The following is a 22508-nucleotide window of genomic DNA, read 5'->3' on the forward strand; positions in this document are numbered from 1 at the left end:
GTGGAGGTATGGTATTATGCGCGATCCAAGAATTCAAAAGCTTGCGGAAAACCTGGTCGGTTATTCCGTCAACGTTCAACCCGGAGAGAACATCCTCATCGATATGATCGGCTCCGAGCGAGATCTGGCCAAATGCCTCGTCGAAGAAGTGGCGAAGCGGGGCGGACGTCCGTTCGTCGAGACCAGCGACCGTTCCGTGCTTCGTTCGATGCTGATGAACGCGACGGAAGAGCAGATCGAGCTGTTGGCTTCCTTCGATTTGAAGCGAATGCAAGCCATGCAAGGATACATCGCGATCCGTTCGGGCGAGAACGTCAATGAGTTGGCTGACGTGCCGAGCGACAAAATGAACCTCTACGATAAGCTGTACCGCCATCCGATCCATTCGGAACAGCGCGTCAAGCATACGAAGTGGGTCGTCCTGCGCTATCCGAACAATTCGATGGCGCAGCTTGCCAGCATGAGCACGGAAGCGTTCGAGGACTTTTATTTCGACGTCTGCAATCTGGATTACGCCAAAATGGACAAAGCGATGGACCCGCTCGACGCGTTGATGAAGAGGACGGACCGCGTGCGGATCGTCGCGCCGGGAACGGATCTGACGTTCTCCATCAAGGGCATCGGCGCCAGCAAATGCTCCGGCGAACGCAATATTCCGGACGGCGAAGTGTACAGCTGCCCGATCCGGGACTCCGTGCAGGGCACGATTTCCTATAACACGCCGTCCGTATATTCCGGCGTCACGTTTGAAAACATCGTCTTTACGTTTAAAGACGGGAAGATCGTCGAGGCGACCAGCAACAACACGGAGAAGCTGAACGAAATCCTCGACATGGACGAAGGCGCCCGCTATATCGGCGAATTCAGCCTGGGCTTTAATCCCTATATTCTTCACCCGATGAAGGATACGCTGTTCGACGAGAAGATCGCCGGAAGCCTTCACTTCACGCCGGGACAGGCTTACGAGGTGACCGACAACGGCAACCGTTCCGCGGTTCACTGGGACTTGGTCTTGATTCAACGCCCGGAATACGGCGGCGGGGAAATCTATTTCGACGACGTGCTGATTCGCAAAGACGGCTTGTTCGTGGTCCCGGAATTGCTCGGTTTGAATCCCGAAAATTTAAAGTAAAAGCCCCTTGCCGGATGATCGAAATCGGGTTATGATGATTGAAGCTAGCCTACACAACCTAAAAATGGAGGGATTCCCATGTCCAATAATGCGGCAATCGTAGACATCTCCCAAACGGCCAACAAGTTCCGGTCGTCCATCGTTCTTCAAGCCGAGAATAAATACATCGACGTCAAAAGCATCCTCGGACTATTCACGACATTGGTCGGCGGTAACTCCTACGAGCTTCACGTCCACGGACCGGATGCGGACGAAGCCAAAGCGGCCATGTCCGAAGTATTCGCGAAGCACAATCTGAATATTAGCGTAATCGAATAGCTTTTTCGTTCTAGGAGACAAGGAAAGCGCTTCACCGAATAATCGGTGGGGCGCTTATTTGTTTTGACCTTGTACAATCCGTTGTTTTCGACTAATATAAAGGATATAAGACGATTTAGGATTTTGCACAAGGAGGAGTTCGATGTCTTCATCCGATGTTCTTATTCACTTGCATCAAAAAGCGCTCAATCTCCTTCACGAAGATGCCAATAAAATCGAGAAGTTAATCGAAGTCCAAATGGAAAACTTGACGACGAGACAATGTCCGCTCTATGAAGAGGTGCTGGATACTCAAATATATGGCTTTTCCAGAGAAATCGATTTCGCGATTCGTGCAGGGCTTGTATCCGAGATTGTCGGCAAGGACATCATCAGCAAGTTGGAACGGAATTTAGCGCAGCTGTATGAAGCGTTGGAGAAGTAGCCACGATCTTCGTGCAGCTGCTTTTTTTTTGCGCGAAATCCAGCCGGAACGGAAAAAGACGCCCCCGCAGGAGCGTCCGAGTCGGCGGCATTCGCCGTTATACGAGATAAAACGATATGCCGAGTATGATATAGACGAAGAGGAGAAGCGCGCCTTCGTACCAATTCGTCGTGCCGTCCTTGGAGATCGATTTGGCGATAAAGACGGAGACGGCGATAGCGGCGAGCTCGATCGGCGTGAAGATGATATCCATCGTCGGCCCGAAGAACGTACTGACCAATATGAGCACCGGAGCGACGAACAAGGCGATCTGCAGGCTGCTGCCGACCGCGATCTCGACGGCCGCGCCGATCTTGTTTTTCATGGCGAGCATGACGGCCGCGCTGTGCTCCGCCGCGTTGCCGACGATCGCGATCAGGAAGGCCCCGATAAATACTTCCGAGAACCCGAATTTGGCCGTGAACGTGTGCAGCGTGCTGACAAGCCATTCGCTGACGAAAGCGGTCATGACGGTCGCCAGGACGAGAAACAGGATGGAGGTCGATTTCGACCAGGCGGCTTCCTCGCCGTGATCCGGCGTCGCCTCCTCGATGTCGGCTAAAATATCCTTGTGCGTAATCATGGAGAACACCAGCCACAATATGTAGGCGACGATCAAGAGACCGGCAATGGTCAAGCTGAGCAGCTCCGACTTGTGCGCGGAGAAATGCTGCGTGGAAATGAAGATCGCTGGAATGCCTAGCGCGATGACGGCCAGAATCATCAAGGACGAGTTGTGGCTCGCCAGCTGCACGTTAAACCGCTGCTCCTTGTACTTCAGTCCCCCCAGAAACACGCTGGCGCCAAGCACCAAGAGCAGGTTGCCGATAATGGAGCCCGTGATGCTCGCCTTGACCATATCGAACAGGCCTTCGCGCACCAGGAAGATCGCGATGATCAGCTCGGCCGCGTTGCCGAACGTGGCGTTCAGAAAGCCGCCCAGCCGCTGTCCGGCATAGTGGGCGACGCTTTCGGTCGCCTTCCCCAGGAAGCCGGCCACCACCAGGATGGCGAGAGCGGAAATGATGAATTCCGCGATGGTTCCGAAATGGGCATAGTGGGCGATCCCGCTTAGTACAAATAACCCGATAAGCAAACTAAAAAACAATTTCTGATTCAATGTTCCAGGCACCTCGTTTATACGCATTTGGGAATTGGAAATCTGTAAACACTATAGCCGAAAAAGTCATTTGTGTAAACTTGGAAGTGCGATCATCGAATGCCTTGCTTCAAATGTAAGCTTCAATTACAATGGAAACATAAGGTGAACGAGGAGTGAGTGGCATGACAGAAGAACTTCAAACCGGCATTATTCGTATATCAGACGATGTAGTCGCCACAATCGCGGGTCTGGCTGCGCTTGAAACTCCTGGCATTGCTGCAATGTCGGGGGGCATATCGGAAGGCCTTGCGAAGCGTCTCAGCGGCAAGAACGCTCAAAAAGGGGTATCGGTGGAAGTCGGTCAGCTCGAAGCGGCGATCGATTTGCGCATTATCGTGAAATACGGCATTCCGATTCAGGAGGTTTGCCGGCAGCTGCAAGAGAACGTTCGCGAAACGGTGGCGAACATGACGGGGCTGCACGTCGTGGAAGTGAACATCAAAGTAGAAGGCGTCGCGTTCAGAGAAGAAGAGACGGCGGCCGAAGAAGCGGCCCGCCTCAAGTAAGCGACATAAAAAAGGCATGTCCCGCGCTGGGGCATGCCTTTTTTATGGATCGATTCGCTGCGTCGTTTTGCGCGCCGGCGCCGCTTTCTCCGGTCGATTGTACTCGCGCGAGATGCTGAGCAGCACGCCCATGCCGAGCAAACAAACGATCAGCGACGAGCCGCCATGGCTGATGAACGGAAGCGTGACCCCGGTAAGCGGCATCGCGCCGGTGACGCCCCCGATATTGACGATCGCCTGCACGGCAATCAGGGCGACGATGCCCACGCCTACGATCGTGCCGTAGCTGTCGGGACAGCGGAGCGCGACGATCATCCCCCGCCAGATGAAGAACAAATAGAAGAGCAGGAACAATAGGCTGCCGATAAAACCGAATTCCTCGCCGATTACGGAGAAGATGAAGTCGCTGTACGGATATGGCATGTAGTCCAGCTTCTGCACGCTATGGCCGAAGCCCGCGCCGGTAATGCCTCCGTGCCCGAGAGCCTCGAGCGAACGGGATAAATGGTAGGTCGTATTTTGCATGTCCGACGTGGGATCCATGAATGCGGTGAACCGGTTGATCCGGTAAGACCAGCTGTTCGGATCGTGCAGGATGGAGATGCTGACGAACGCGGCCATGATAGCCGAAATGATGATGCCGGACAAGAACAATTGCTTCAGGTTCGCGCCGCCGGCAATGATTATGATCAGGGAAGTGCCGGCAATGACAATACAGGCTCCCAAGTCAGGCTGCAGCATAATAAGTCCGCAAATGAGGGCGATAATCGTAAAGACAGGAACGAGGCCTTTCTTGAAATCTCGGAACTTCTCGCCTTTCTTGGCAATCAGAGCGCCTAAATAAAGTACGAGCCCAAGCTTCGCGAACTCCGTGGGCTGTATGCCCAGCGAACCGATGCCGAACCAGCTTCGCGCCCCGTTGAGGCTTTTGCCGATAAACGGAACGAGGATGAGCATGATCAATACGGGAATGAAGTACAGGATGTGTCCCTTCTTATAGGCCGTATAGGGAATGTTCATCGCGACGAACATGCTGAAGGTGCCGAGCAGCGCGAACAGCAGCTGGCGTTTCGTGAAGAAGAGGGCGTCGAAATTATTGCTCTTGGAAATGACCGCCGTGTTGGAGCTGGCGCTGAACACCATGATCAATCCGAAGCCGACAAGCAGGAGCGTGAGCACGAGAAGCAAGAAATCCGGCCTGCCGCGCAGGCCGTTCGTCTTTGGTTTCATTTGTGGACCCATCGTGGATTAGGCTAGAAGTTTCTTCAGTTCTTGCAATCGCTGCGTCGCCGCGTTCAAGATCGGCTGCGGGATTGGCGATTCGTAATCGAGGCCGTGAGGGAACGTAGCCCGTCCGATATAGACGGATTCCACTTGCAGCACGGCGTGAGCGGACTCCAGCTTGCCTTCAATCGCGCGGACGTTGAAGCGCAAGAAGTAGTCTTCCCGATTTGTACGGTCTTCCAGTTTCAAGTCGTATGTAGCGCGGTAATATTCCCACTGCCAGCGAACGAATCCAAGCTTCTCCGCGGACTCGTCGAGATGCCCGAGGTCGCTACTCATGCCGTTCAAGCCCGTGTTCTCAATAATCATCGGTGATCCTCCTTCAAGCTTTAGAGCAGGTGTGCTTCTTCATTCATGATAGTCGTTTTCATGAGGCAGTGCAAGCCTTCGTCCGATCGCCCTCCCGCGTTAAAAGTGACAGCTTTACGAAAAATGTTCTCTTTTATTGGCAAAAAACTTTCGTCCGCTTCTCGACTTCTGCTACAATAAGGAGATAGCGAAATAATTGAACTATAGGGGGTTTGTAAGCGTGAGCTTGATTGCGAAGTTGGATCCACAGCTGCAAACTGCTTATCCGAATATGGTGGCCTGGCGCCGCTATTTGCATCAGAACCCGGAGTTGTCTTTTCACGAAAAGGAAACCTCGCGTTGGATTGCCGAGCGTTTGCGCGAAATCGGCTGCGAGGTCAGGGAGGGCGTCGGCGGCTACGGAATCGTGGCTTCCGTGCGCGGCGGCATGCCGGGCCCGGCCATCGCGCTGCGCACGGACTTCGACGCGCTGCCGATCCAGGACGAGAAGACGACGGAATACGCATCGAAAGTGCCCGGCGTGATGCATGCCTGCGGTCATGACGCCCATACCGCGACCATGCTCGCGATTGCCGCATGTTATCAAGCCAACAAGGATCAGCTGGCCGGAGAACGGCGGTTTATCTTCCAGCCGGCCGAAGAAGTGTCGCCCGGCGGCGCGATCGGCATGATCGCGGACGGCGCCTTGACCGGCATCGACGCCGTATACGGCGTTCATCTCTGGACGCCGCTGCCGTACGGCTTGGTGGCGACGAGGTCGGGCCCGTTCATGGCGGCACCGGACGAGATTTATATCGATATCGCCGGCAAAGGAGGGCATGGCGCGCTGCCGCACGAGACGATCGATGCGGTCATGGTCGGCTCCGCGATGGTGCAGGCGCTGCAGACGATCGTCAGCCGGAGCGTCAATCCGCTCGATCCGGCCGTCGTTACCATCGGCTCGTTTCATGCCGGGTCGACGGCCAACGTCATCGCCGAGCGCTGCAAGCTGGTCGGCACGGTGAGGACGTTCTCGGACGAAGTGCGCGCCCTGGCGCAGGAGAGGCTCGAAGCGATCGTCAGCCACACGGCGGCGATGTACGGAGCCAGTGCCGAGCTCGAATACCGGAACGGCTACCCGACGGTCGTGAACGACGCGCAGGAAGCGGCGCGTTTCTTCAAAGTCGCCGCCGAGACGTTCGGCGAGGGCGAGGTGCGGGAGTCCACGCTGATCATGGCGGGCGAGGATTTCACGTATTATTTGCGCGAGGTGCCGGGCTGCTTCATGTTCGTCGGGGCGGGCAATCCGGACTGCGGCGCGACGTTTCCTCATCATCATCCGAGATTCGACATCGATGAGCGCGCCATGCTGAAATCGGCCAAGCTGATGATCGCGATGGCGGAGAACTTCGCCGCGGAATCGATTTCCGAATAATCGCGGTTGCAACGAAGAATGGCAACAGTTGCTGTACGCGCATCGCGCATGAACTTCGTTACGCGAGGCCAATCTAAGGGATGAAATTCGCATCTCAAGGGAGGAACTCGACGATGGCACGTCAGGTAAAAGATTTGATGACGACGGATTGCGTGACGGCGACGCTGCTGGATAATGTATATGAACTTGCGGTTCTGATGAGAGACCACAATATCGGGTTCGTGCCGATCGTGGAAGGGAAGAAGCTGATCGGAATCGTGACGGACCGGGATTTGGTCATCCGCGGTTATGCGGCGAAGCATTCCGGTTCCGCAGCCGTGTCGGACGTCATGACGACGGATCTGAAGACGATCGGCGCCGATACGTCGGTCGACGAGGCCGCGAAAGTGATGGCGAACAATCAAATCCGGCGGCTTCCGGTCGTGGAGAACGGCAATCTCGCAGGCATCGTGTCGATCGGCGATCTGGCGGTGCGCGAGATCTTCGCGAATGAAGCCGGCGCCGCGCTCAGCGGCATCTCCCAAGCCGGAGAACCCGAATCGCACGCTTATCATTAATAGGAGTTGCAGAAAAACGCGATCCGTATCCGGATGGCGTTTTTCTTTTGCCATGGCCGCGAAGCCTTGGAGAATTGAACAAGATGCATAAAAAAGGGCAGATTCCTTCATACTGACATATTATCTTGTAATCGGGAGTTGGGATCATGCTGCAACGAGAGAACCGGCCTCTGCACGTGCAGGCCGACTTGACGGTATTGCTGGACGACAGGCACGAGCTGGCGGAAGCGGCGCGCGAGCTGTTGAGCCGGTTTGCCGATCTGACGAAGCGCCCGGGCCACATTCATACGTACCGGATTACGCCGATGTCGTTGTGGAATGCGGCTTCGGCGGGCATCCCGCCGGAGGACATCGTCCTTGCGCTGGATCAATACAGTTCGTATGAACTGCCGCTGCAGGTCGTCAGCTCCATTCGCAAGCTGGGCGAGCGCTACGGCAAGCTCAAGCTGCAACAAGCGCCGGATAGCCGGCTCTTGCTATTGGGCGAAGAGGCGCTGCTGACCGCGTTGTGCGAGAAGCCGGCCATTGCCTCGACGCTGTTGCCGGAGCATCAGGACGGCTGCCGGCCCGTAAGACCGGAGGCACGCGGTTTATTGAAGCAGGAGCTCGTCAGGCTGGGTTACCCTGTCTTGGATATGGCCGGATACCGGCACGGGGAAGCGCTGGACGTCGAGCTTCGCACGAAGACGGCCGGAGGCGGGCGGGCGTTCCAGCTGCGGGACTATCAAGAACGGGCCGTCAATTTGTTTTACCGGGAAGGGCAGGCCGACGGGGGAAGCGGCGTGCTTGTTTTGCCGTGCGGCGCGGGCAAGACGATCATCGGGATCGCGGCGCTGGCGCGGCTTCGGTGCGATACGCTTATCCTGACGTCCAACGTGACCTCGGTCCACCAATGGAAGTCGGAGCTGCTCGACAAAACGTCGCTCACGGACGGAGAAATCGGCACGTATGCCGCTTCGTCCAAGGAGGTCCGGCCCGTGACCATCGCGACCTACCAAATCTTGACGAGCCGGCGCCAGAAGAGCGAGGAGTACGCGCATATGCGCTTGTTCGGACAGCGCAACTGGGGACTGATCATATACGATGAGGTTCATCTGCTGCCGGCTCCCGTATTTCGCATGACGGCGGATCTTCAGGCAACGCGGCGGCTTGGGCTGACCGCGACGTTGGTCCGCGAGGACGGCCGGGAGGAAGACGTTTTCTCGCTGATCGGTCCCAAACGATTCGACCTGCCGTGGAAAACGCTGGAGCAGCGCAATTGGATCGCTTCCTTGACCTGCACCGAGATCAGGCTGCCGCTGGCTCATGACGAACTGGAGAATTACGTCGCGTCGGAGGAGAAAGCCAAGATCCGCATCGCCGGCGAAAACAAGGATAAAATCGACGTCGTCCGTAGCCTGCTGCAGCTGCACGCCGGCAAACCGATATTGGTTATCGGGCAATATTTGACGCAGCTTCACGCGCTTGCGGAGGCGTTGAACGCGCCTGTACTTACGGGGGAAATTCCGCATGAGGAACGTGCCACATTGTACGGCCGATTCAAATCCGGCGATATATCGGTGCTTGTCGTGTCCAAAGTCGCTAATTTCGCCGTTGACCTGCCGGAGGCGGCCGTCGCGATTCAAGTGTCGGGCAGCTACGGCTCCAGGCAAGAGGAAGCGCAGCGCATCGGACGGATATTGCGGCCGAAGGCCGGGGATAACGAGGCCTGGTTCTATACGGTCGTCACGCAAGGGACGAAGGAAACGGAGTTTGCGGGCAGGCGGCAGCTGTTCCTCTTGGAGCAGGGCTACCGCTACGCGCTGAAGGAGTGGTCGGAGCTGCAAGGCGAGATCCAAACTGCGGCTGCCGTCAAACGGGAGGCGGCTCAGTGAACGTCAATGATATCGCGTCCAAATTGTCGGACGAGCAAAGGCGCCGATTCCGCGAGCAGCCGATATGGCAGGCAGGCCAACCTGTATATTGGCCGGATACGCTGAGGAATCCGTCTTGTCTGGAAGTGGCATGGCCATGCTTATCCAAGGAAGCGGCCAATGCCCTCGCGTTGATCGTATGCGGCTTCGGACCGCTTCCCTTCAAGGAAGAGCAGCTGCTGCAGGCCGCGCGTCCTGGTATCGCGGGAGCCGAGCTGCGGCTCGGATTGCTGCGGCTGACGGAAGCGGGTATCGTATTCGCGGTTCGCAGGGGCTGGGGAGAGAAGCTGCACATCCTGCCGCAGGACAGCTTTTTTCCCTGGCACGGCACGGTCATGAACGGTCGCGGCTATGGACAGATGGGCGTCGAGGGACGGCTAATCGAAGAAGTGGACCCTTACGCGGTGGAAGCGGTTGACGAAGTCGGCTACATACCGCCGTTCAGCATGCAGATCGTGCATGCGATGGCCCGAATGGCGGATGCGGGACTTAAACTGACCGTCAAACGCAGTTTGACGAAACGAACGGTCGGCAAGGGAGCGGAGCAGCTGTTCGTCCGGGACGAGTCGTTGCGGGCGCTGGGCGTTCCAAGCGAGGGATTAGGCGACAGCGAATACCCGCTCTCCTTACGTCTCATGCTGGACATTGCATTGCGTCATGGTTGGCTGGTTGAACGGAATGGAGCGTATCGCCTTGATGCCGAGGCATGGCACGCATGGTTGACGCAAGAAGCGGCCGCCAGGGAAAGCGAGCTGCTGGGGCATGTCTTGGGGACAATCGGCGCGGGCAGCGCGGCGGCGGCGCAAGGCGCAGCCGTGCTGACACGGTTCGAAGCCGGCAAATGGTATCGGATGCCGGATGCGGAAGCTTCCTTCATTCAGTCGCAGGAACCGCTGGGCAATCCGCTGCCTTCGACGCTCGAAGCCTGGTGCCGGCTGCTTCGTCAATTCGGCTGGATGGAGGAAGCGCGGGACGGCAGCGGCAATAAGACGTTCAAGTGGCGAATCGAAGCACGACGATTCATGTCGCGATATCAAGGTCACAATAAGTCCGACGGAATCCCGTTGTCCTCGTCGCCGGAAGCAACGGCGCAAATCACGCCTGACGGGGATTTGTACGTGCGGGAGAACTGTCCCTACGACGTCAGATGGCAGCTTGAACATATCGCGGAGCGCCGCCGGACGGACCATATGACGGTTTACCGCATGGAGGCGAAGAGCTTTAAACGCGCCGCCCTGTCGGGGTATACCGCCGATGGACTCGCGAACGAAATCGAACGATTCACGCAAGAACCCCTTCCGGCAACGGTGCGTTCCATGATTTTGCTCGGGATGGAGGCGCACGGCGGCGATGCGGGGAATTCGGAGCACCGAGACGATATCGGTCAACCCGCTGAAGCCGTGCGGCTCATTGCGCGTTCCGAGGCTGGCGATCGGCTCGATTCGCATGCGTTGCAATCCGATGACGGCGCGTACGAGCTGCTGCATGACCGGATTTCCGTCAAGCATTTGTTTGCCGGAATCGACGACGTGCCGTCCATGTGGCTAAAGCAATTCCGGGCGTATCATCATTCGACCAGGCGAGAGTTGATGGAGCAAGCCTTGACTTGGCGGACGACGGTCAAGCTGAATTGCGACGGCGTCGTTTCCGTTTTCGTGCCCGAGCGCATCGTGGAAGAGGCGGGCAAGTGGGCGGTTGCCGGTTACAGGCAGGCCGAGGTGGAACCGGAGTCCGCTCCCTTGAAACTTTATCCGGAGATGTGGGACGAAATGATGCTCGTGCTGCCGGGCCCGCTCGGCGGTTCGCAGCCTTGAAATCGCAGGCGGCTCTACCTTTTTCCGTGCAGGGTATGGTATGATACCTGTAAGGCAGAAGAGCCTATTGATCATAGAGGGGGCAGAAATAATGGAAACATTGCCGTTATCGGACCCCGCGGCGCTTGAACTGGGTTTACCGCTCTACGAATCTTTCGATTCCTATGAGACGGAAGGTCCTTCATCGCTCGATATGGGGCAGCTGCTGCTGCGCGCCTACGAAATTGGCGATTTGGTTAACCAATCGGCGGAAGTTGCCGAATATGCATATTGGAAATCCGTTGTCGACGACAACGAACAAGTGCGTCAGCTAGTGAGACAATTCGCGAAAGCAAAGGAACAATTCGTGGATTGCGAACGGTTCGGGCGCTTTCATCCGGACTTCCACACGGCGAAGGAAAAGGTAGAGGCCGTGCAGCGCGAGCTGAACGAGGTCGACTGCGTCAGCCGCTTCAAAGCAGCCGAGCAGGCGGTGGACGACCTGCTGCACGCGATCGCCGTTCAGATCGCGGGAGCCGTGTCGGATACGATCAAGGTGCCAAGCAACGATCCGATGCCCAAAGGCGGCGGCTGCGGAAGCGGCGGATCGTGCAGCTGCGGAAGCGGCGGCTGCGGTTAAGAGAGAGGAGAACGGGGGGCATTCATGTTTTCGGAACGCGTGGGATACATTGTTTGGGTCAGCGATCTTAAAGCCGCACGTACGTTAGAGAAATATGGAACGGTTCATTACATGTCACGTAAAATGCATTATGTGGTGATGTATATGAATGCCGACCGGGCGGACGAGGTCGTGCGAAACATGGGGCGATTGCCCTTCGTGAAACGCATCGAACGCTCCTACCGAAATGAAATAAAAACGGAGTATACGCAGGGCGTGCCTGACAAAACCCGTTTTTACAGCTTGTAAGGACATGGCCCCCGGCCGGCGCATTCGGACAGGGGGCCTTTTTTCATAAGTCCAACATCCATTAATAACCATATTTGGGGCGACTTTATTTTTATGTTGAAAAACTGGACATGCATGCTACAATAATATGGAAAGTACATATAGATAATAAGGCCTACTCAGGGGAGGGGTGGATCGCGAATGAAAGACAAAATGACGGATCGCTGGAACACGTACGAGTCGTTTCATGTCGTACTCGGTGACAAGAAGGTGGCGGATATCGTCATCACCAACCACGCCAAAAGCCGCTGGGCAGACCGGGTCGAAAGCGAGCGCACCGGCTTTGAGGATATTGCGGATTTCATGTGGCAATGCCTGAAGCAGGGGCGTATCGAGCCTTATTACCGAAATGAGCAGGACGTTTATCTGATCGACGACGATCTCGTGTTCGTGGCCGAATTCGCCGTGCTGGAGAAGGAAACGGATCTGGCCGGCAATCCGCTGCACAAAATGATCGTTGTCACATTCCTAGGAAGAATGTCTGAGACTATAGAACTACGCGATTTGAAATCTTATTATTCCTGGCTGCGTCATTCGCGAAGAATGACATTGATCAAAAACAGCCGGAAACGCAAGTAACGCGATTAGGGGACACGAAGCATGGGCTGCGGCAGCTCATGCTTTTTCTGTATGAGACGGTGAATTGCGGGGCGTTTGATGTATAATAATGGCGAGAGAAAGGAAGGGATGCCCTTCATGGCGCTTAATTTTCATCAGCTCCATATCTTTTATACCGTCGCGGAGCGCGGAAGCTTTTCCGCGGCGGCGCAGGCGCTGCACATGACGCAGCCCGCGGTGACGATGCAGGTCCAGTCGCTGGAAGATTATTTCGGCACGAAGCTGCTGCAGCGCTCGACCAAACGGATCGAGCTCACGGAAGCGGGCAGGGCGCTGATGCCGTTCGCCCAGCGGAGCATCGATTTGATCCGCGATACCGATATGCACATGTCCAAATTCACGAAGCAGCTGAAGGGCCGGCTGCACCTTGGCGCGAGCCTGACGATCGGCGAATATATTTTGCCGCGGCTGCTCGGTCCGTTCGGCCAGGAATTCCCGCATATCGCGATTAGCATGAAAGTGATGAATACGGCGCAGATCATGGAAGAAATCGTCAATCATCAGCTGAATTTCGGCTTGATCGAAGCGCCGGTCAACGACCCGGACATGCATATGGAAGCGGTCATGAGCGACGAGCTGAAGCTGATCGTCGGCAAATCGCATCCGCTTGCCGGCTCCGCCGAAGTCGAGCTTGAGGAAGTGATGAAGTTCCCGATCGTGCTGAGAGAGCAGGGCTCCGGGACGCGGCTCGTCATGGAAGAGCAGCTTCGGGCGAAGCGCATGAACATCGCCGACATGAAAATCGTCATGGAGCTCGGCAGCACGGGCGCCGTCAAATCGGCGGTCGAAGCGGGCCTCGGCATCTCGTTCGTGTCCGCCTCGTCGGTCAAGCACGAGGTGGCGCTGGGATTGATTCAGACGATTCCGATCCGCGACGTGCGGTTCAAACGGCAATTTTATGCCATTTTCCTGAAATCGGCGCTTTTGCCGATCTCGGCCGTTACGTTTTTGACATTTCTGAGAGAGAGGGATCTGCAGCAATGGCTCTAATCGGCAAAGCGGATTTGCATACGCATACAACGGCATCCGACGGACTGCAGCGGCCGGCGGATAACGTGGCGATGGCGAAGTCGCGGGGGCTCGCGGCGATCGCCATCACCGATCACGATACGGTGGACGGAATCGCGGAAGCGCTGGAAGCCGGCGAACGGCTGGGCATCACGGTCGTTCCCGGCGTGGAGATCAGTACCGTCGCGGAAGGCATCGACATTCATATCTTGGGCTATTATATGGCGTGGGATAACGCGGAATGGCGGGGGAAGCTGAGCCGTCTGCAGGGATCGCGAGAACTGCGCAATGAAATGATCATCGGGAAGCTGAATGAGCTCGGACTTGCGATTTCGTGGGAGGAAGTGCTGGAAGAAGCGAAGGCGCAGGGCAAAGACGGCGGCTCCATGGGGCGTCCCCATATCGCTGCCGTGCTGGTCAAGAAGGCTTACGCAGCCTCCATGCAGGAAGCGTTCGACCGGTATCTCGGACAAGACGGGGCGGCTTATGCCAATCCGCCGCGGCTGCATCCGTTCGAGGCGCTGGAATGGATTCGCGAAGCGGGCGGAACCGGCGTGATCGCGCATCCGGGACTCTATCGCAACGACGAGCTCGTGAAGGCCATCATCGCCAAAGGCGCGCAGGGCATCGAAGTGTACCATCCCGACCACGACGAAGCGGATGAAGCGCGTTACTTGAAGCTGGCGCGGGAACATGGGTTGATCGTGACCGGCGGGTCGGATTTCCATGGCGAACGCCAAGGCGTGGTCTTTCATGGCGAGATCGGGAGCCGCTCCGTCGATATTACCGCGCTGGAGCAGTTGAATCCGGCTTCGAGGCAGCGCGAATAACGGCACGCGCAGCTTGCGTCCGAGACGTAAACTACGCGTGCCGTTATGATAGTCGCAGCGAGAATGCTACGTTTTGATTTGAGAAGGAAGTTCCTTAAGGCGCTGCTCGTCCGGAGTGATGAACAGCGTCTTTTGGTGATCGTAGATGACGAAGCCGGGCTTGGCCCCGCTTGGCTTCTTGACATGCCGAACGAGCGTGTAATCGACCGGCACCATGGACGAGGAACGCGCCTGGCTGAATTGGGCAGCCAGCATGGCCGCTTCTTCGAGCGTGCGATCGTTAAAACCGGTGCCTCGAATGACCACGTGCGAGCCCGGGATGTCCTTCGTATGCAGCCACGTATCGCCCGGACCGGCGACCTTGTTCGTCAGGAAATCATTTTGCGTGTTGTTCTTGCCCACGTAGATCGGCAGGCCCTCGCTGGACGTATAGCAGAGGAGCGCGGGCTGCTTGGGCTTCTTCTTGCGGGCGCCTCGCTTCTCGCGCTGCCGCATGTAGCCCTGCTCCGCCAACTCGTCGCGGATCTCTTCGATATCCGCCAAGGACGCGCTGTCCAGCTGCTGCAAGAGCGACGAGAGGTAATCGATTTCCTCGCGGGCTTTGGCCATCTGCTCGGCGACGAAGGTTTGGCTGTTCCGGAATTTGGCGTATTTCTTGAACAGCCGCTGGGCGTTCTGGGAAGGCGTCAGCTGCGGGTCGAGCGGCAACGTGACGCTCGGCATCTCTTCCTCGTAATAATTCACGAGCTCCACGGACGTGTCTCCCCGCTGGATCAGATGCAGGTTGGACGTCAACAAGTCCCCCAGCATGCGGAATTTATCGGCATCCTGCGCTTCCCGCAGCGAATCCTCCAGCTTCTCCAGCTTCTTCTCGTTCTTGCCTCGCTCGTTCTGAAGGAAGCGGATCAGATCCGATACCCGCTGCTTGACGGTATCCCGCTGCGCCTTGTCGCCGTAGAAGGCTTCCAGGCAGGCGCTGACCGTGTCGAACCCGGCCGCTTCCCCGTCCAAGTGCGTGAGCGCCGTAACCGAGAAAGCGGACTTGCCGCTGCCGCCGTTCAAGGTCACGATTTGCGGCTCGTAGTCGCGCAGCCGGAAACGCTCCATCATCTCGCGGAAAACCGGCCAGATCGCGCCGGCGGTTCGCTGCAGCTCGTCCAGCCCGTTCGGCAGGCTGCCCTCGGCTCGCGGCGTGCCCCGGAATACGATTTCGCGGGCCAGGAGCGGGCTAACGCCGCTGTATGCGGCGACGATCAGCTTCTCCGGCGTCAGCGATTCGGCCGGGACCGGCTTCGGCGCGGTTCCGAAATGAATGCTGTCCTCGTCCGGCACGGGCGGGTGCAGCAGCAAGGAACCTGCGACATGAAGCGCCTCCGCTAATTCCCGCTCGTCGCTCACCGCGAACGGGTCGTGCTTGCCTTGCTCGGGCGGCGCTACGTAGGGCGTGCCCGGCATGACGACGCGAAAGCTGCTGATGGACGGCGTGACGTGATGGATGCCGTCATGAATCGCGTCGGATGCGGCATCCAGCAAGATAATATTGCTGTGCCGGCCCATGAGCTCGACGACGATCCGCTTCTGGAAGGTGTCGCCGAGCTCGTCCCGTTGGCGGACGTCGATATGGAGGATGCGCTCGTTGCCGACTTGCCGGATGGCTTCGATGACGGCGCCTTCGCAGTATTTGCGCATGAGCATGCAGAACATCGGCGCTTCCATCGGGTTGGTATAGGACTGCTCCGTCCAGTGAACGCGCGGATAAGTCGGGTTGGCCGAGAGCAGCAGCCTGCCCTGGATGCCGCCGCCGCGGATTTGCAGGACGAGGTCATGCGGAGTCGGTTGGTGAATTTTATGAATGCGCGCGCCGATGCAGGCTTGTAGCTCGTCGGCGACGGCGCGGGTGACGATTCCATCTAAGGCCATGACGTAAAATTCCCCTTTGCTTGTGAGTCATCTTCCTATCATGCCATAACCGGATCAAAAACTTAAGTCCCGGGCTGGGATATTTTCGGGTTTGTCCGAATACATTTAGCCCATAGAGGCTGTCCGTCAGGCGGCGAGTATCGGAAGGGAGTCGGAGCAATGGAACAGGGAATGTGGCATGGGCTGGAAACGGCCGAGCTGGCCAAGGCGCTTGATGCGAATTTGGACGCCGGGCTTACGCCGGGCGCGGCCGCCGAGCGATTGATCCAAGCAGGGCGCAACGAGCTGTCGGAGGGGAAGAAAGTTTCCCCGTTGAAGCTGTTTCTGGGTCAATTCAAGGATTTCATGGTGCTGGTGCTCATGGGGGCGACATTAATATCGGGCCTGCTCGGCGAATATTTGGACGCGATCACGATCGTGGCCATTATCGTCATTAATGCCGTGCTCGGCTTCGTGCAGGAATTCAGGGCGGAGAAATCCTTGCGCGCGCTCAAGGCTTTATCGGCGCCGCTGGCCAAAGCGCTGCGCGGCGGGGAAATCGTCATCGTTCCGGCCAGCGAGCTCGTGCCGGGGGATATCGTCGAGCTGGAAAGCGGCGACCGTATCCCGGCCGATATCCGTTTCATCGAAGCGAACAGCTGTTACGCCGAAGAATCCGCGCTCACGGGGGAATCGGTGCCGGTAGGGAAGCATTGCGACCCGATCAAGGCTGCCGATTTGCCGCTCGGCGATATGCGCAATATCGGGTTCATGGGAACGATGATCACCCGCGGAACGGCCAAGGGGATCGTGGTTCGGACGGGCATGAACACGGAGATGGGCAAGATCGCCAATCTCATCCAACAAACGGAATCCATGGAAACGCCGCTGCAGCACCGCCTGGAGCAGCTCGGCAAAATCCTGATCATCGTCGCGCTCGCGTTGACGGTCATGGTCGTCGTCGCCGGGATATTGCACGGACAACCCGCCTACGAAATGTTCCTCGCCGGCGTCAGCCTGGCAGTCGCCGCGATCCCGGAGGGACTGCCGGCCATCGTCACGATCGCGCTCGCCCTCGGCGTCCAGCGGATGATCAAACGCCGCGCGATCGTGCGCAAGCTGCCTTCGGTCGAGACGCTCGGCTGCGCGTCCGTCATCTGCTCCGACAAGACGGGTACGCTGACGCAAAATAAAATGACCGTCACGAGACTCTGGATCGGCGGCCGCGGATTGGACATCACCGGGGAAGGGTACGAGCCGGCCGGCAGCTGTCTGGAGGGCAACAAAGTCGTCGACGTCAAGCACGACCAATCGCTGCGCCGGCTTCTTCAAATCGCGGCCCTGTGCAATAACGCGAGCGTCACGAAGCTGGACCCGGAAGCCGACCCGGCGAAGCGCAAGAAGGGCAAGGGCGTCGTCGTGCAGGACGAATGGGTGCTGAAGGGCGATCCGACGGAAGGCGCGCTGACGGTGCTGGCATCGAAGCTCGGCGTCTCCGCCAAGTCGATGGAAGGAATTTACAAAAGGGTGAAGGAATATCCGTTCGATTCGGAGCGCAAACGGATGTCCGTCCTCGTCCATCACCAAGGCGGGCGCCTGGTCTGCACGAAAGGCGCGCCCGACGTGCTGATGAATCAGTGCCTCTACGTGTTATGGGACGGAAAAGTCGTGCCGTTCACGGCCACGCTCAAGCAAAAGGTCGCCGATGCGGGGGAGCGGATGGCCGCGGGCGCGCTGCGCGTACTCGGGTTCGCTTACCGCGAGCTTCGGCCGCATGATGCTTCGGAGGTGGAGAGCGACGTCGAGAACCAGCTGATCTTCGTCGGCTTGTCCGGCATGATCGATCCGCCGCGCCGCGAGGTGAAGGAAGCCATCGCGAATTGCCGGCGCGCGGGAATCAAGACGGTCATGATCACCGGCGACCATCAATTGACGGCAGAGGCGATCGCAGGGCAGCTCGGCATCATGCCGCGGGGCGGCATCGCGGTCAGCGGCCAGCAGCTGAACGAGATGTCGGAAGAGCAGCTGGACCGTTTGGCGGATAATATTTTCGTCTATGCGCGCGTCTCGCCGGAGCATAAGCTGCGGATCGTCAAGGCGCTGCAGCGCAAAGGACATGTCGTGGCGATGACGGGCGACGGCGTCAACGACGCGCCGGCGATCAAAGCGGCCGATATCGGCATCGCGATGGGCATCACGGGCACCGACGTATCCAAGGAAGCTTCCTCGCTCGTGCTGAGCGACGACAATTTCTCCAGCATCGTATCGGCGATCGAGGAAGGGCGCGGCATTTACGAGAACATCCGCAAATTCATCCGGTACCTCCTGGCCTCCAACGTCGGCGAAATCTTGACGATGTTCCTGGCGATGATGGCCGGCCTGCCGCTGCCGCTCGTGCCGATTCAGATCCTGTGGGTCAACCTCGTGACGGACGGCCTGCCGGCCATGGCGCTCGGCGTCGACCAAGCGGAGAAGGACCTCATGCAGCAGAAGCCGCGCTCGGCGAAGGAAAACATTTTCGCCCGCAGGCTGGGCTGGAAAATCATCAGCCGCGGCATCCTGATCGGCGTCTTCACGCTCGCGGCGTTCTGGATTACGCTGCGCATCAAGCCGGGCGATCCGCAAAACCTGATCCACGCGCAGACGGTAGCGTTCGCGACGCTCGTCATGGCGCAGCTGATTCACGTATTCGACTGCCGCAGCTCGAGATCGATTTTCCACCGCAACATGCTGCAAAATAAGTATTTGCTGTTCGCGGTGCTGTCTTCCGTCGTGCTGATGCTCGCCGTCCTGTACGTGCCGGTTCTTCAGCCGATCTTCAAAACCGTCCCGCTCAGCTTCCGCGACTGGTGCCTTGTGCTCGTCGCCGCCGGCATCCCGACGTTCTTCATGGGCATCGGCAGCGTGCTCGGCACGACGGACAAGAAGAAGAAAAACTCGAAATGGCCGCTCGGCGGCCAGAAAACGGCCATGCGCTAAAGAGGCGCCGGCTGCATAGGCACGGATCGGACCGCCGGGATTGCCCCGGCGGTCTTTTGCGCGATCGGCATCGCGTGTACCTTGACCCGGCGTCATCGTTTATAATGAGCGGATGGAGGCGTTCGACGCATGAAAATCAATGAAATCGCCGAGCGGCTTGCGATCACGCCCGCGGGCGATCAGACTTTACGAAGCGCGAGGATTGCTGGCGCCGGCGCGCGAATCGGACAACGGCTACCGGAGCTTCTCGGAGAGCGATGCCCTGCGGCTGCAAACGATATCCGCGCTGCGCGCCGTCGGATTCGGGCTGGAACAGATCAAATCGATGATCGATAAGCTTGATCGGGGCGACTCCGCGACCGTGCACCATGATCTGGAATTGCAGCGGATGGCGGTCGCCGCCAAATGGGTGGAGGGAAAATACGCGATCGACATGCTGGACGAGCTGATCGGCCGCCTTGAGGCCAAAGGCAGGTTGGACGCCGCGGATTGTTCCAGCTGACGAACCGGCTGAAGGGAATCCGGCAGCAGCAAGCGTCATGGATGGATACGTGGCGATTCGACGAGCTGGCCGCCCGCTTCGACCGCTCATCCGCGATGTTTTCCGCCGGACCGGCTTTATCGCAGGCCGAATACGACGAAGTGCTGGACATGATGCTGCAATGGACGGCGCCGATGGCGGGCGAGCAGGGATTGGACGTCGGAACGGGGACAGGCAACCTTGCGGGCTTGCTGACCGCGAACGGGGCGCGAATGTCGGCCGTCGACCAGTCGAAGGAAATGCTGGCGATGTGCCGGAAGAAGCATCCCCTGGTATCGGCCAAGCTCGGGAACGCGCTGGCGCTTCCGTTCGCGGACGGCAGCTTCTCCCTCGTCGTGTCCGCTTTCGCGTTTCATTTCATGAACGGGAGCCAGCAGCTGCTGGGGTTGGCGGAAATGGACCGCGTGCTCGAGCCGAACGGCCGAATCTGCTTGGCCGGGCTGATGACGGAAGACGGAACGCCCGCGGAACGGAGAGAGCCTTCGAAGCATGCCGTCAACCGAGGCGAAATGGCTTCTTGGTTCAAGGAGCGCGGATACATCACGATTCATTATGCGGTCAATCCGCATGTCGGCATGCTGTATGCCGTCCGCAAACATTGACTTGACCTTCACCCGGCGTCAGCCCTCAAGCTGAAGAGGACCACGAATCGGGAGGAATAGCCATGATGGACCACGACAGGATTTATCGAAGCGAAGCGGAGCGTTACGACAGAATGATCGCCAGGGAGGATCGCGAAGGCAATCTGATGCGCATGATCCGGGCCGTTGCGCCGGACTTGGACCGGCTTAATGCGGCAGATATCGGAACGGGCACCGGCAGGCTGGCCAGAATGCTGGCGCCTCGCGTCCGATCCATTCTCGCCACGGATGCCTCGCAGGCCATGCTCGACATCGCGGCCATGCATTTACGCGCCGAAGCGGGCACTGATAATTGGAAAACCGTTCCGGGCACGAACGACAAGCTGCCAATCGCGGATAAAAGCATCGACTTGCTTACCGCAGGCTGGACGATCTGCTACTCGGCCAGCTCCAATATCCCGGACTGGGAGGGAAATCTGGCTCGGATCGTCGATGAACTATCCAGAGTCCTGAAGCTTGGCGGCACGGCCATCCTGTTCGAAAATTACGGCACGGGCGCAAGCGAACCGAATCCGCCGGATTTTTTGCGAGCGTACTTCTGCAAGCTCGAGCAAGACTACGGCTTCGATCACGCCTGCATCCGAACCGATTATGAATTCGAAAGCCCGGAAGAAGCGGCGGAGCTGACCGACTTCTTCTTCGGAAGCGACATCAGTCGGGAAGTCGTCCGTACGCAATCCCGAATAGTTCCGGAATGCACCGGCGTCTGGTGGAAAAGGTTTTAGGCTAGTCAAAGCGCCGCGCAGCAAAAAGGCATTGCCAGAGAGCGCAGCGAACCTAGGCAATCTCTCAAAACCAACTTCGCCGCCAAGAACCCGGCGGCCCCCAATTGCCGGAGAGCGCAGCGAAGCCCTGGCAATCCCCCAAAAACCAACTTCGCCGCCAAGAACCCGGCGGCCCGAAATTGCCGGAGAGCAGCGAAGCCCTGGCAATCCAGTCCCCGCGCCTAAAGTAAAGCGTGTCCCGAACGGGACGAAAGCGAGCCAAGCACGCTGAACCGTATCGCGCGGCTCTGTCCCGCATCGCGTTCTCATGGTCCCGCAAGGGACAGCAGGCAGCTCACAACCGCCAAATGTCAAAGCGTGTCCCGAACGGGACGAAAGCGGGCCTAGCTGGCATCGGCTCGGGTGCGCTTCTCTGCAGCTCATACGTTATACCATTCGGGTGTCCAGAGGGCGGAGCCATAGGGGTCCCCCTTGGAGAAGGGGGATTTAGGGGGTGGAATAGTAACTGTCGACAGATCAACACGACTAAGGTAAACTATTTTTTAATAAGCATTTTAGAATGAGGCGGAGTGCGCTTCAAACAGAGGAGAGCAGGGACGATGAACTTTACCAAAATGCACGGACTCGGCAACGACTTTATCGTGGTCGCCGGCGAATCGAAACTACCGGACAACGCCGCGCAGCTGGCAGAACAGCTGTGCAACCGTTTCTTCGGCATCGGCGCCGACGGACTCGTTTATATTTTGCCTTCGGAGCAAGCGGACTTCCGGATGCGCATCATCAACTCGGACGGCTCCGAGGCGGAGCAATGCGGTAACGCGATCCGCTGCGTGGCCAAGTACGTCTTCGACAACGGCCTCACGGACAAGGAAACGCTGACGATCGAGACGCTCGGCGCGGGCGTGCAGGAAGTGCAGCTCACCGTCGATAACGGCCAAGTGCGCAAAGTGCGCGTCAACATGGGCCAGCCGATTCTCGAAGGCTTGAAAGTGCCGACGACGATCGACGCCAACCCGGTCATCGACCAGTCGATCGAAGTCGACGGCCGCGAATTCAAATTCACGGCGGTCTCGATGGGCAATCCGCACTGCGTCATCTACGTGGACGACGCGGTCAATTTCGACCTGGCGACATGGGGGCCGAAGCTGGAAGTCCATCCGCTGTTTCCTCGCAAAATCAACGTGGAATTCGTCACGGTGCGGTCGAAGGACTTCACGGACATGCGCGTCTGGGAACGCGGCGCCGGCCCGACGCTGGCGTGCGGCACGGGCGCATGCGCGACGGTCGTCGCTTCGGTCCTGAACGGACTGACGGACCGGACGGCGACGGTTTCGCTGAAGGGCGGCGACCTGCTCATCGAGTGGGACGAAGCGACGAACTTCGTGTTCATGACGGGACCTGCCGAAGAAGTGTACCGCGGAACGGTTTAAGCAACGGATGAAGGAGTCA

General features: G+C 58.2%; 22 protein-coding genes. 18 read left to right on the plus strand and 4 right to left on the minus strand.

Features of this window, described 5'->3' with window-relative positions:
• Window positions 1-16 precede the first annotated feature (16 nt).
• The 3 genes from GT019_RS21270 to GT019_RS21280 all read left to right on the plus strand — a co-directional run bounded on the left by GT019_RS21270 (window position 17) and on the right by GT019_RS21280 (window position 1874).
• Window positions 17-1132, plus strand: coding sequence for an aminopeptidase (locus tag GT019_RS21270; RefSeq protein WP_161745204.1), 1116 nt, complete (start codon window positions 17-19; stop codon window positions 1130-1132).
• Window positions 1133-1210: 78 nt separating this feature from the next.
• Complete coding sequence (locus GT019_RS21275; protein ID WP_161745205.1) at window positions 1211-1450, plus strand: HPr family phosphocarrier protein; 240 nt, start codon at window positions 1211-1213, stop codon at window positions 1448-1450.
• A 142-nt stretch (window positions 1451-1592) separates the two neighbouring features.
• Window positions 1593-1874: a YlaN family protein gene (locus tag GT019_RS21280; RefSeq protein ID WP_161745206.1), complete on the plus strand. Its 282-nt coding sequence runs from the start codon at window positions 1593-1595 to the stop codon at window positions 1872-1874.
• Window positions 1875-1971: 97 nt separating this feature from the next.
• Here GT019_RS21280 and cax read toward each other — a convergent pair whose 3' ends face one another.
• Window positions 1972-3033 carry a calcium/proton exchanger gene (gene cax / locus GT019_RS21285; RefSeq protein WP_235948833.1) on the minus strand — a complete coding sequence of 354 codons (1062 nt, stop codon included), beginning with the start codon at window positions 3031-3033 and terminating at the stop codon, window positions 1972-1974.
• Between the two features lie 164 nt (window positions 3034-3197).
• Here cax and GT019_RS21290 point away from each other — a divergent pair, with 164 nt between their 5' ends.
• Complete coding sequence (locus GT019_RS21290) at window positions 3198-3581, plus strand: Asp23/Gls24 family envelope stress response protein (RefSeq protein ID WP_161745208.1); 384 nt, start codon at window positions 3198-3200, stop codon at window positions 3579-3581.
• A 42-nt stretch (window positions 3582-3623) separates the two neighbouring features.
• On the opposite strand, the gene ftsW is transcribed toward GT019_RS21290, so the two are convergent.
• Window positions 3624-4811, minus strand: a complete 1188-nt coding sequence (gene ftsW / locus GT019_RS21295) for a putative lipid II flippase FtsW (RefSeq protein ID WP_161745209.1) — start codon at window positions 4809-4811, stop codon at window positions 3624-3626.
• Window positions 4812-4829: 18 nt separating this feature from the next.
• A complete protein-coding gene (locus tag GT019_RS21300) occupies window positions 4830-5174 on the minus strand; it encodes a YugN family protein (protein ID WP_161745210.1) in 345 nt (114 codons plus the stop codon).
• A gap of 271 nt (window positions 5175-5445) precedes the next feature.
• On the opposite strand from GT019_RS21300, the gene GT019_RS21305 reads away from it, so the two are divergent.
• The 9 genes from GT019_RS21305 to GT019_RS21345 all read left to right on the plus strand — a co-directional run bounded on the left by GT019_RS21305 (window position 5446) and on the right by GT019_RS21345 (window position 14274).
• On the plus strand, window positions 5446-6588 hold the full coding sequence (locus GT019_RS21305) for a M20 family metallopeptidase (protein WP_161745289.1): 1143 nt from the start codon (window positions 5446-5448) through the stop codon (window positions 6586-6588).
• Window positions 6589-6701: 113 nt separating this feature from the next.
• Window positions 6702-7145 carry a CBS domain-containing protein gene (locus GT019_RS21310; protein WP_161745211.1) on the plus strand — a complete coding sequence of 148 codons (444 nt, stop codon included), beginning with the start codon at window positions 6702-6704 and terminating at the stop codon, window positions 7143-7145.
• Window positions 7146-7291: 146 nt separating this feature from the next.
• Window positions 7292-9019 (plus strand): DNA repair helicase XPB, encoded by a 1728-nt coding sequence (locus tag GT019_RS21315; protein ID WP_161745212.1) that lies wholly within the window; start codon window positions 7292-7294, stop codon window positions 9017-9019.
• Complete coding sequence (locus tag GT019_RS32515) at window positions 9016-10872, plus strand: helicase-associated domain-containing protein (RefSeq protein WP_161745213.1); 1857 nt, start codon at window positions 9016-9018, stop codon at window positions 10870-10872. The genes GT019_RS21315 and GT019_RS32515 overlap by 4 nt, the downstream gene beginning before the upstream one ends.
• A gap of 193 nt (window positions 10873-11065) precedes the next feature.
• The gene (locus GT019_RS21325; protein ID WP_235948881.1) at window positions 11066-11491 is read left to right on the plus strand and encodes a YlbF family regulator; all 426 of its coding nucleotides are present in this window, start codon (window positions 11066-11068) and stop codon (window positions 11489-11491) included.
• 24 nt (window positions 11492-11515) lie between these two features.
• On the plus strand, window positions 11516-11779 hold the full coding sequence (locus tag GT019_RS21330) for a YlbG family protein (RefSeq protein ID WP_161745215.1): 264 nt from the start codon (window positions 11516-11518) through the stop codon (window positions 11777-11779).
• A gap of 180 nt (window positions 11780-11959) precedes the next feature.
• Window positions 11960-12397, plus strand: a complete 438-nt coding sequence (locus tag GT019_RS21335) for a hypothetical protein (protein WP_161745216.1) — start codon at window positions 11960-11962, stop codon at window positions 12395-12397.
• A 117-nt stretch (window positions 12398-12514) separates the two neighbouring features.
• Window positions 12515-13426, plus strand: a complete 912-nt coding sequence (locus tag GT019_RS21340) for a selenium metabolism-associated LysR family transcriptional regulator (RefSeq protein ID WP_161745217.1) — start codon at window positions 12515-12517, stop codon at window positions 13424-13426.
• The gene (locus tag GT019_RS21345) at window positions 13417-14274 is read left to right on the plus strand and encodes a PHP domain-containing protein (RefSeq protein WP_161745218.1); all 858 of its coding nucleotides are present in this window, start codon (window positions 13417-13419) and stop codon (window positions 14272-14274) included. The genes GT019_RS21340 and GT019_RS21345 overlap by 10 nt, the downstream gene beginning before the upstream one ends.
• A 66-nt stretch (window positions 14275-14340) precedes the next feature.
• Here the strand turns inward: GT019_RS21345 and GT019_RS21350 are convergent, their stop codons facing one another.
• Window positions 14341-16194 (minus strand): Rqc2 family fibronectin-binding protein, encoded by a 1854-nt coding sequence (locus GT019_RS21350; RefSeq protein ID WP_161745219.1) that lies wholly within the window; start codon window positions 16192-16194, stop codon window positions 14341-14343.
• Window positions 16195-16353: 159 nt separating this feature from the next.
• Between GT019_RS21350 and GT019_RS21355 the strand changes: the two genes are divergently transcribed.
• From GT019_RS21355 to dapF, 5 genes are all read left to right on the plus strand, one after another.
• Window positions 16354-19152: a calcium-translocating P-type ATPase, SERCA-type gene (locus tag GT019_RS21355; RefSeq protein WP_161745220.1), complete on the plus strand. Its 2799-nt coding sequence runs from the start codon at window positions 16354-16356 to the stop codon at window positions 19150-19152.
• A 139-nt stretch (window positions 19153-19291) separates the two neighbouring features.
• Window positions 19292-19654, plus strand: coding sequence for a MerR family transcriptional regulator (locus GT019_RS21360; protein WP_268896076.1), 363 nt, complete (start codon window positions 19292-19294; stop codon window positions 19652-19654).
• A complete protein-coding gene (locus GT019_RS21365; RefSeq protein WP_161745222.1) occupies window positions 19642-20295 on the plus strand; it encodes a class I SAM-dependent methyltransferase in 654 nt (217 codons plus the stop codon). Before GT019_RS21360 ends, GT019_RS21365 begins: the two co-directional genes overlap by 13 nt.
• A 62-nt stretch (window positions 20296-20357) precedes the next feature.
• On the plus strand, window positions 20358-21059 hold the full coding sequence (locus GT019_RS21370; RefSeq protein WP_161745223.1) for a class I SAM-dependent methyltransferase: 702 nt from the start codon (window positions 20358-20360) through the stop codon (window positions 21057-21059).
• Window positions 21060-21658: 599 nt separating this feature from the next.
• Window positions 21659-22489: a diaminopimelate epimerase gene (gene dapF, locus GT019_RS21375; protein ID WP_161745224.1), complete on the plus strand. Its 831-nt coding sequence runs from the start codon at window positions 21659-21661 to the stop codon at window positions 22487-22489.
• Window positions 22490-22508: the final 19 nt, after the last annotated feature.

This window comes from Paenibacillus glycinis, assembly GCF_009909185.1.
Classification (GTDB): domain Bacteria; phylum Bacillota; class Bacilli; order Paenibacillales; family Paenibacillaceae; genus Paenibacillus_Z; species Paenibacillus_Z glycinis.

Bases quoted from the DNA above. Each gene is read 5' to 3' on its own strand.
- GT019_RS21270 (WP_161745204.1), top strand. From the start codon at position 17: ATGCGCGATCCAAGAATTCAAAAGCTTGCGGAAAACCTGGTCGGTTAT.
- GT019_RS21275 (WP_161745205.1), top strand. From the start codon at position 1,211: ATGTCCAATAATGCGGCAATCGTAGACATCTCCCAAACGGCCAACAAG.
- GT019_RS21280 (WP_161745206.1), top strand. From the start codon at position 1,593: ATGTCTTCATCCGATGTTCTTATTCACTTGCATCAAAAAGCGCTCAAT.
- GT019_RS21290 (WP_161745208.1), top strand. From the start codon at position 3,198: ATGACAGAAGAACTTCAAACCGGCATTATTCGTATATCAGACGATGTA.
- ftsW (WP_161745209.1), bottom strand. From the start codon at position 4,811: ATGAAACCAAAGACGAACGGCCTGCGCGGCAGGCCGGATTTCTTGCTT.
- GT019_RS21300 (WP_161745210.1), bottom strand. From the start codon at position 5,174: ATGATTATTGAGAACACGGGCTTGAACGGCATGAGTAGCGACCTCGGG.
- GT019_RS21305 (WP_161745289.1), top strand. From the start codon at position 5,446: ATGGTGGCCTGGCGCCGCTATTTGCATCAGAACCCGGAGTTGTCTTTT.
- GT019_RS21310 (WP_161745211.1), top strand. From the start codon at position 6,702: ATGGCACGTCAGGTAAAAGATTTGATGACGACGGATTGCGTGACGGCG.
- GT019_RS21315 (WP_161745212.1), top strand. From the start codon at position 7,292: ATGCTGCAACGAGAGAACCGGCCTCTGCACGTGCAGGCCGACTTGACG.
- GT019_RS21325 (WP_235948881.1), top strand. From the start codon at position 11,066: ATGGGGCAGCTGCTGCTGCGCGCCTACGAAATTGGCGATTTGGTTAAC.
- GT019_RS21330 (WP_161745215.1), top strand. From the start codon at position 11,516: ATGTTTTCGGAACGCGTGGGATACATTGTTTGGGTCAGCGATCTTAAA.
- GT019_RS21335 (WP_161745216.1), top strand. From the start codon at position 11,960: ATGAAAGACAAAATGACGGATCGCTGGAACACGTACGAGTCGTTTCAT.
- GT019_RS21340 (WP_161745217.1), top strand. From the start codon at position 12,515: ATGGCGCTTAATTTTCATCAGCTCCATATCTTTTATACCGTCGCGGAG.
- GT019_RS21345 (WP_161745218.1), top strand. From the start codon at position 13,417: ATGGCTCTAATCGGCAAAGCGGATTTGCATACGCATACAACGGCATCC.
- GT019_RS21350 (WP_161745219.1), bottom strand. From the start codon at position 16,194: ATGGCCTTAGATGGAATCGTCACCCGCGCCGTCGCCGACGAGCTACAA.
- GT019_RS21355 (WP_161745220.1), top strand. From the start codon at position 16,354: ATGGAACAGGGAATGTGGCATGGGCTGGAAACGGCCGAGCTGGCCAAG.
- GT019_RS21360 (WP_268896076.1), top strand. From the start codon at position 19,292: ATGAAATCGCCGAGCGGCTTGCGATCACGCCCGCGGGCGATCAGACTT.
- GT019_RS21370 (WP_161745223.1), top strand. From the start codon at position 20,358: ATGATGGACCACGACAGGATTTATCGAAGCGAAGCGGAGCGTTACGAC.
- dapF (WP_161745224.1), top strand. From the start codon at position 21,659: ATGAACTTTACCAAAATGCACGGACTCGGCAACGACTTTATCGTGGTC.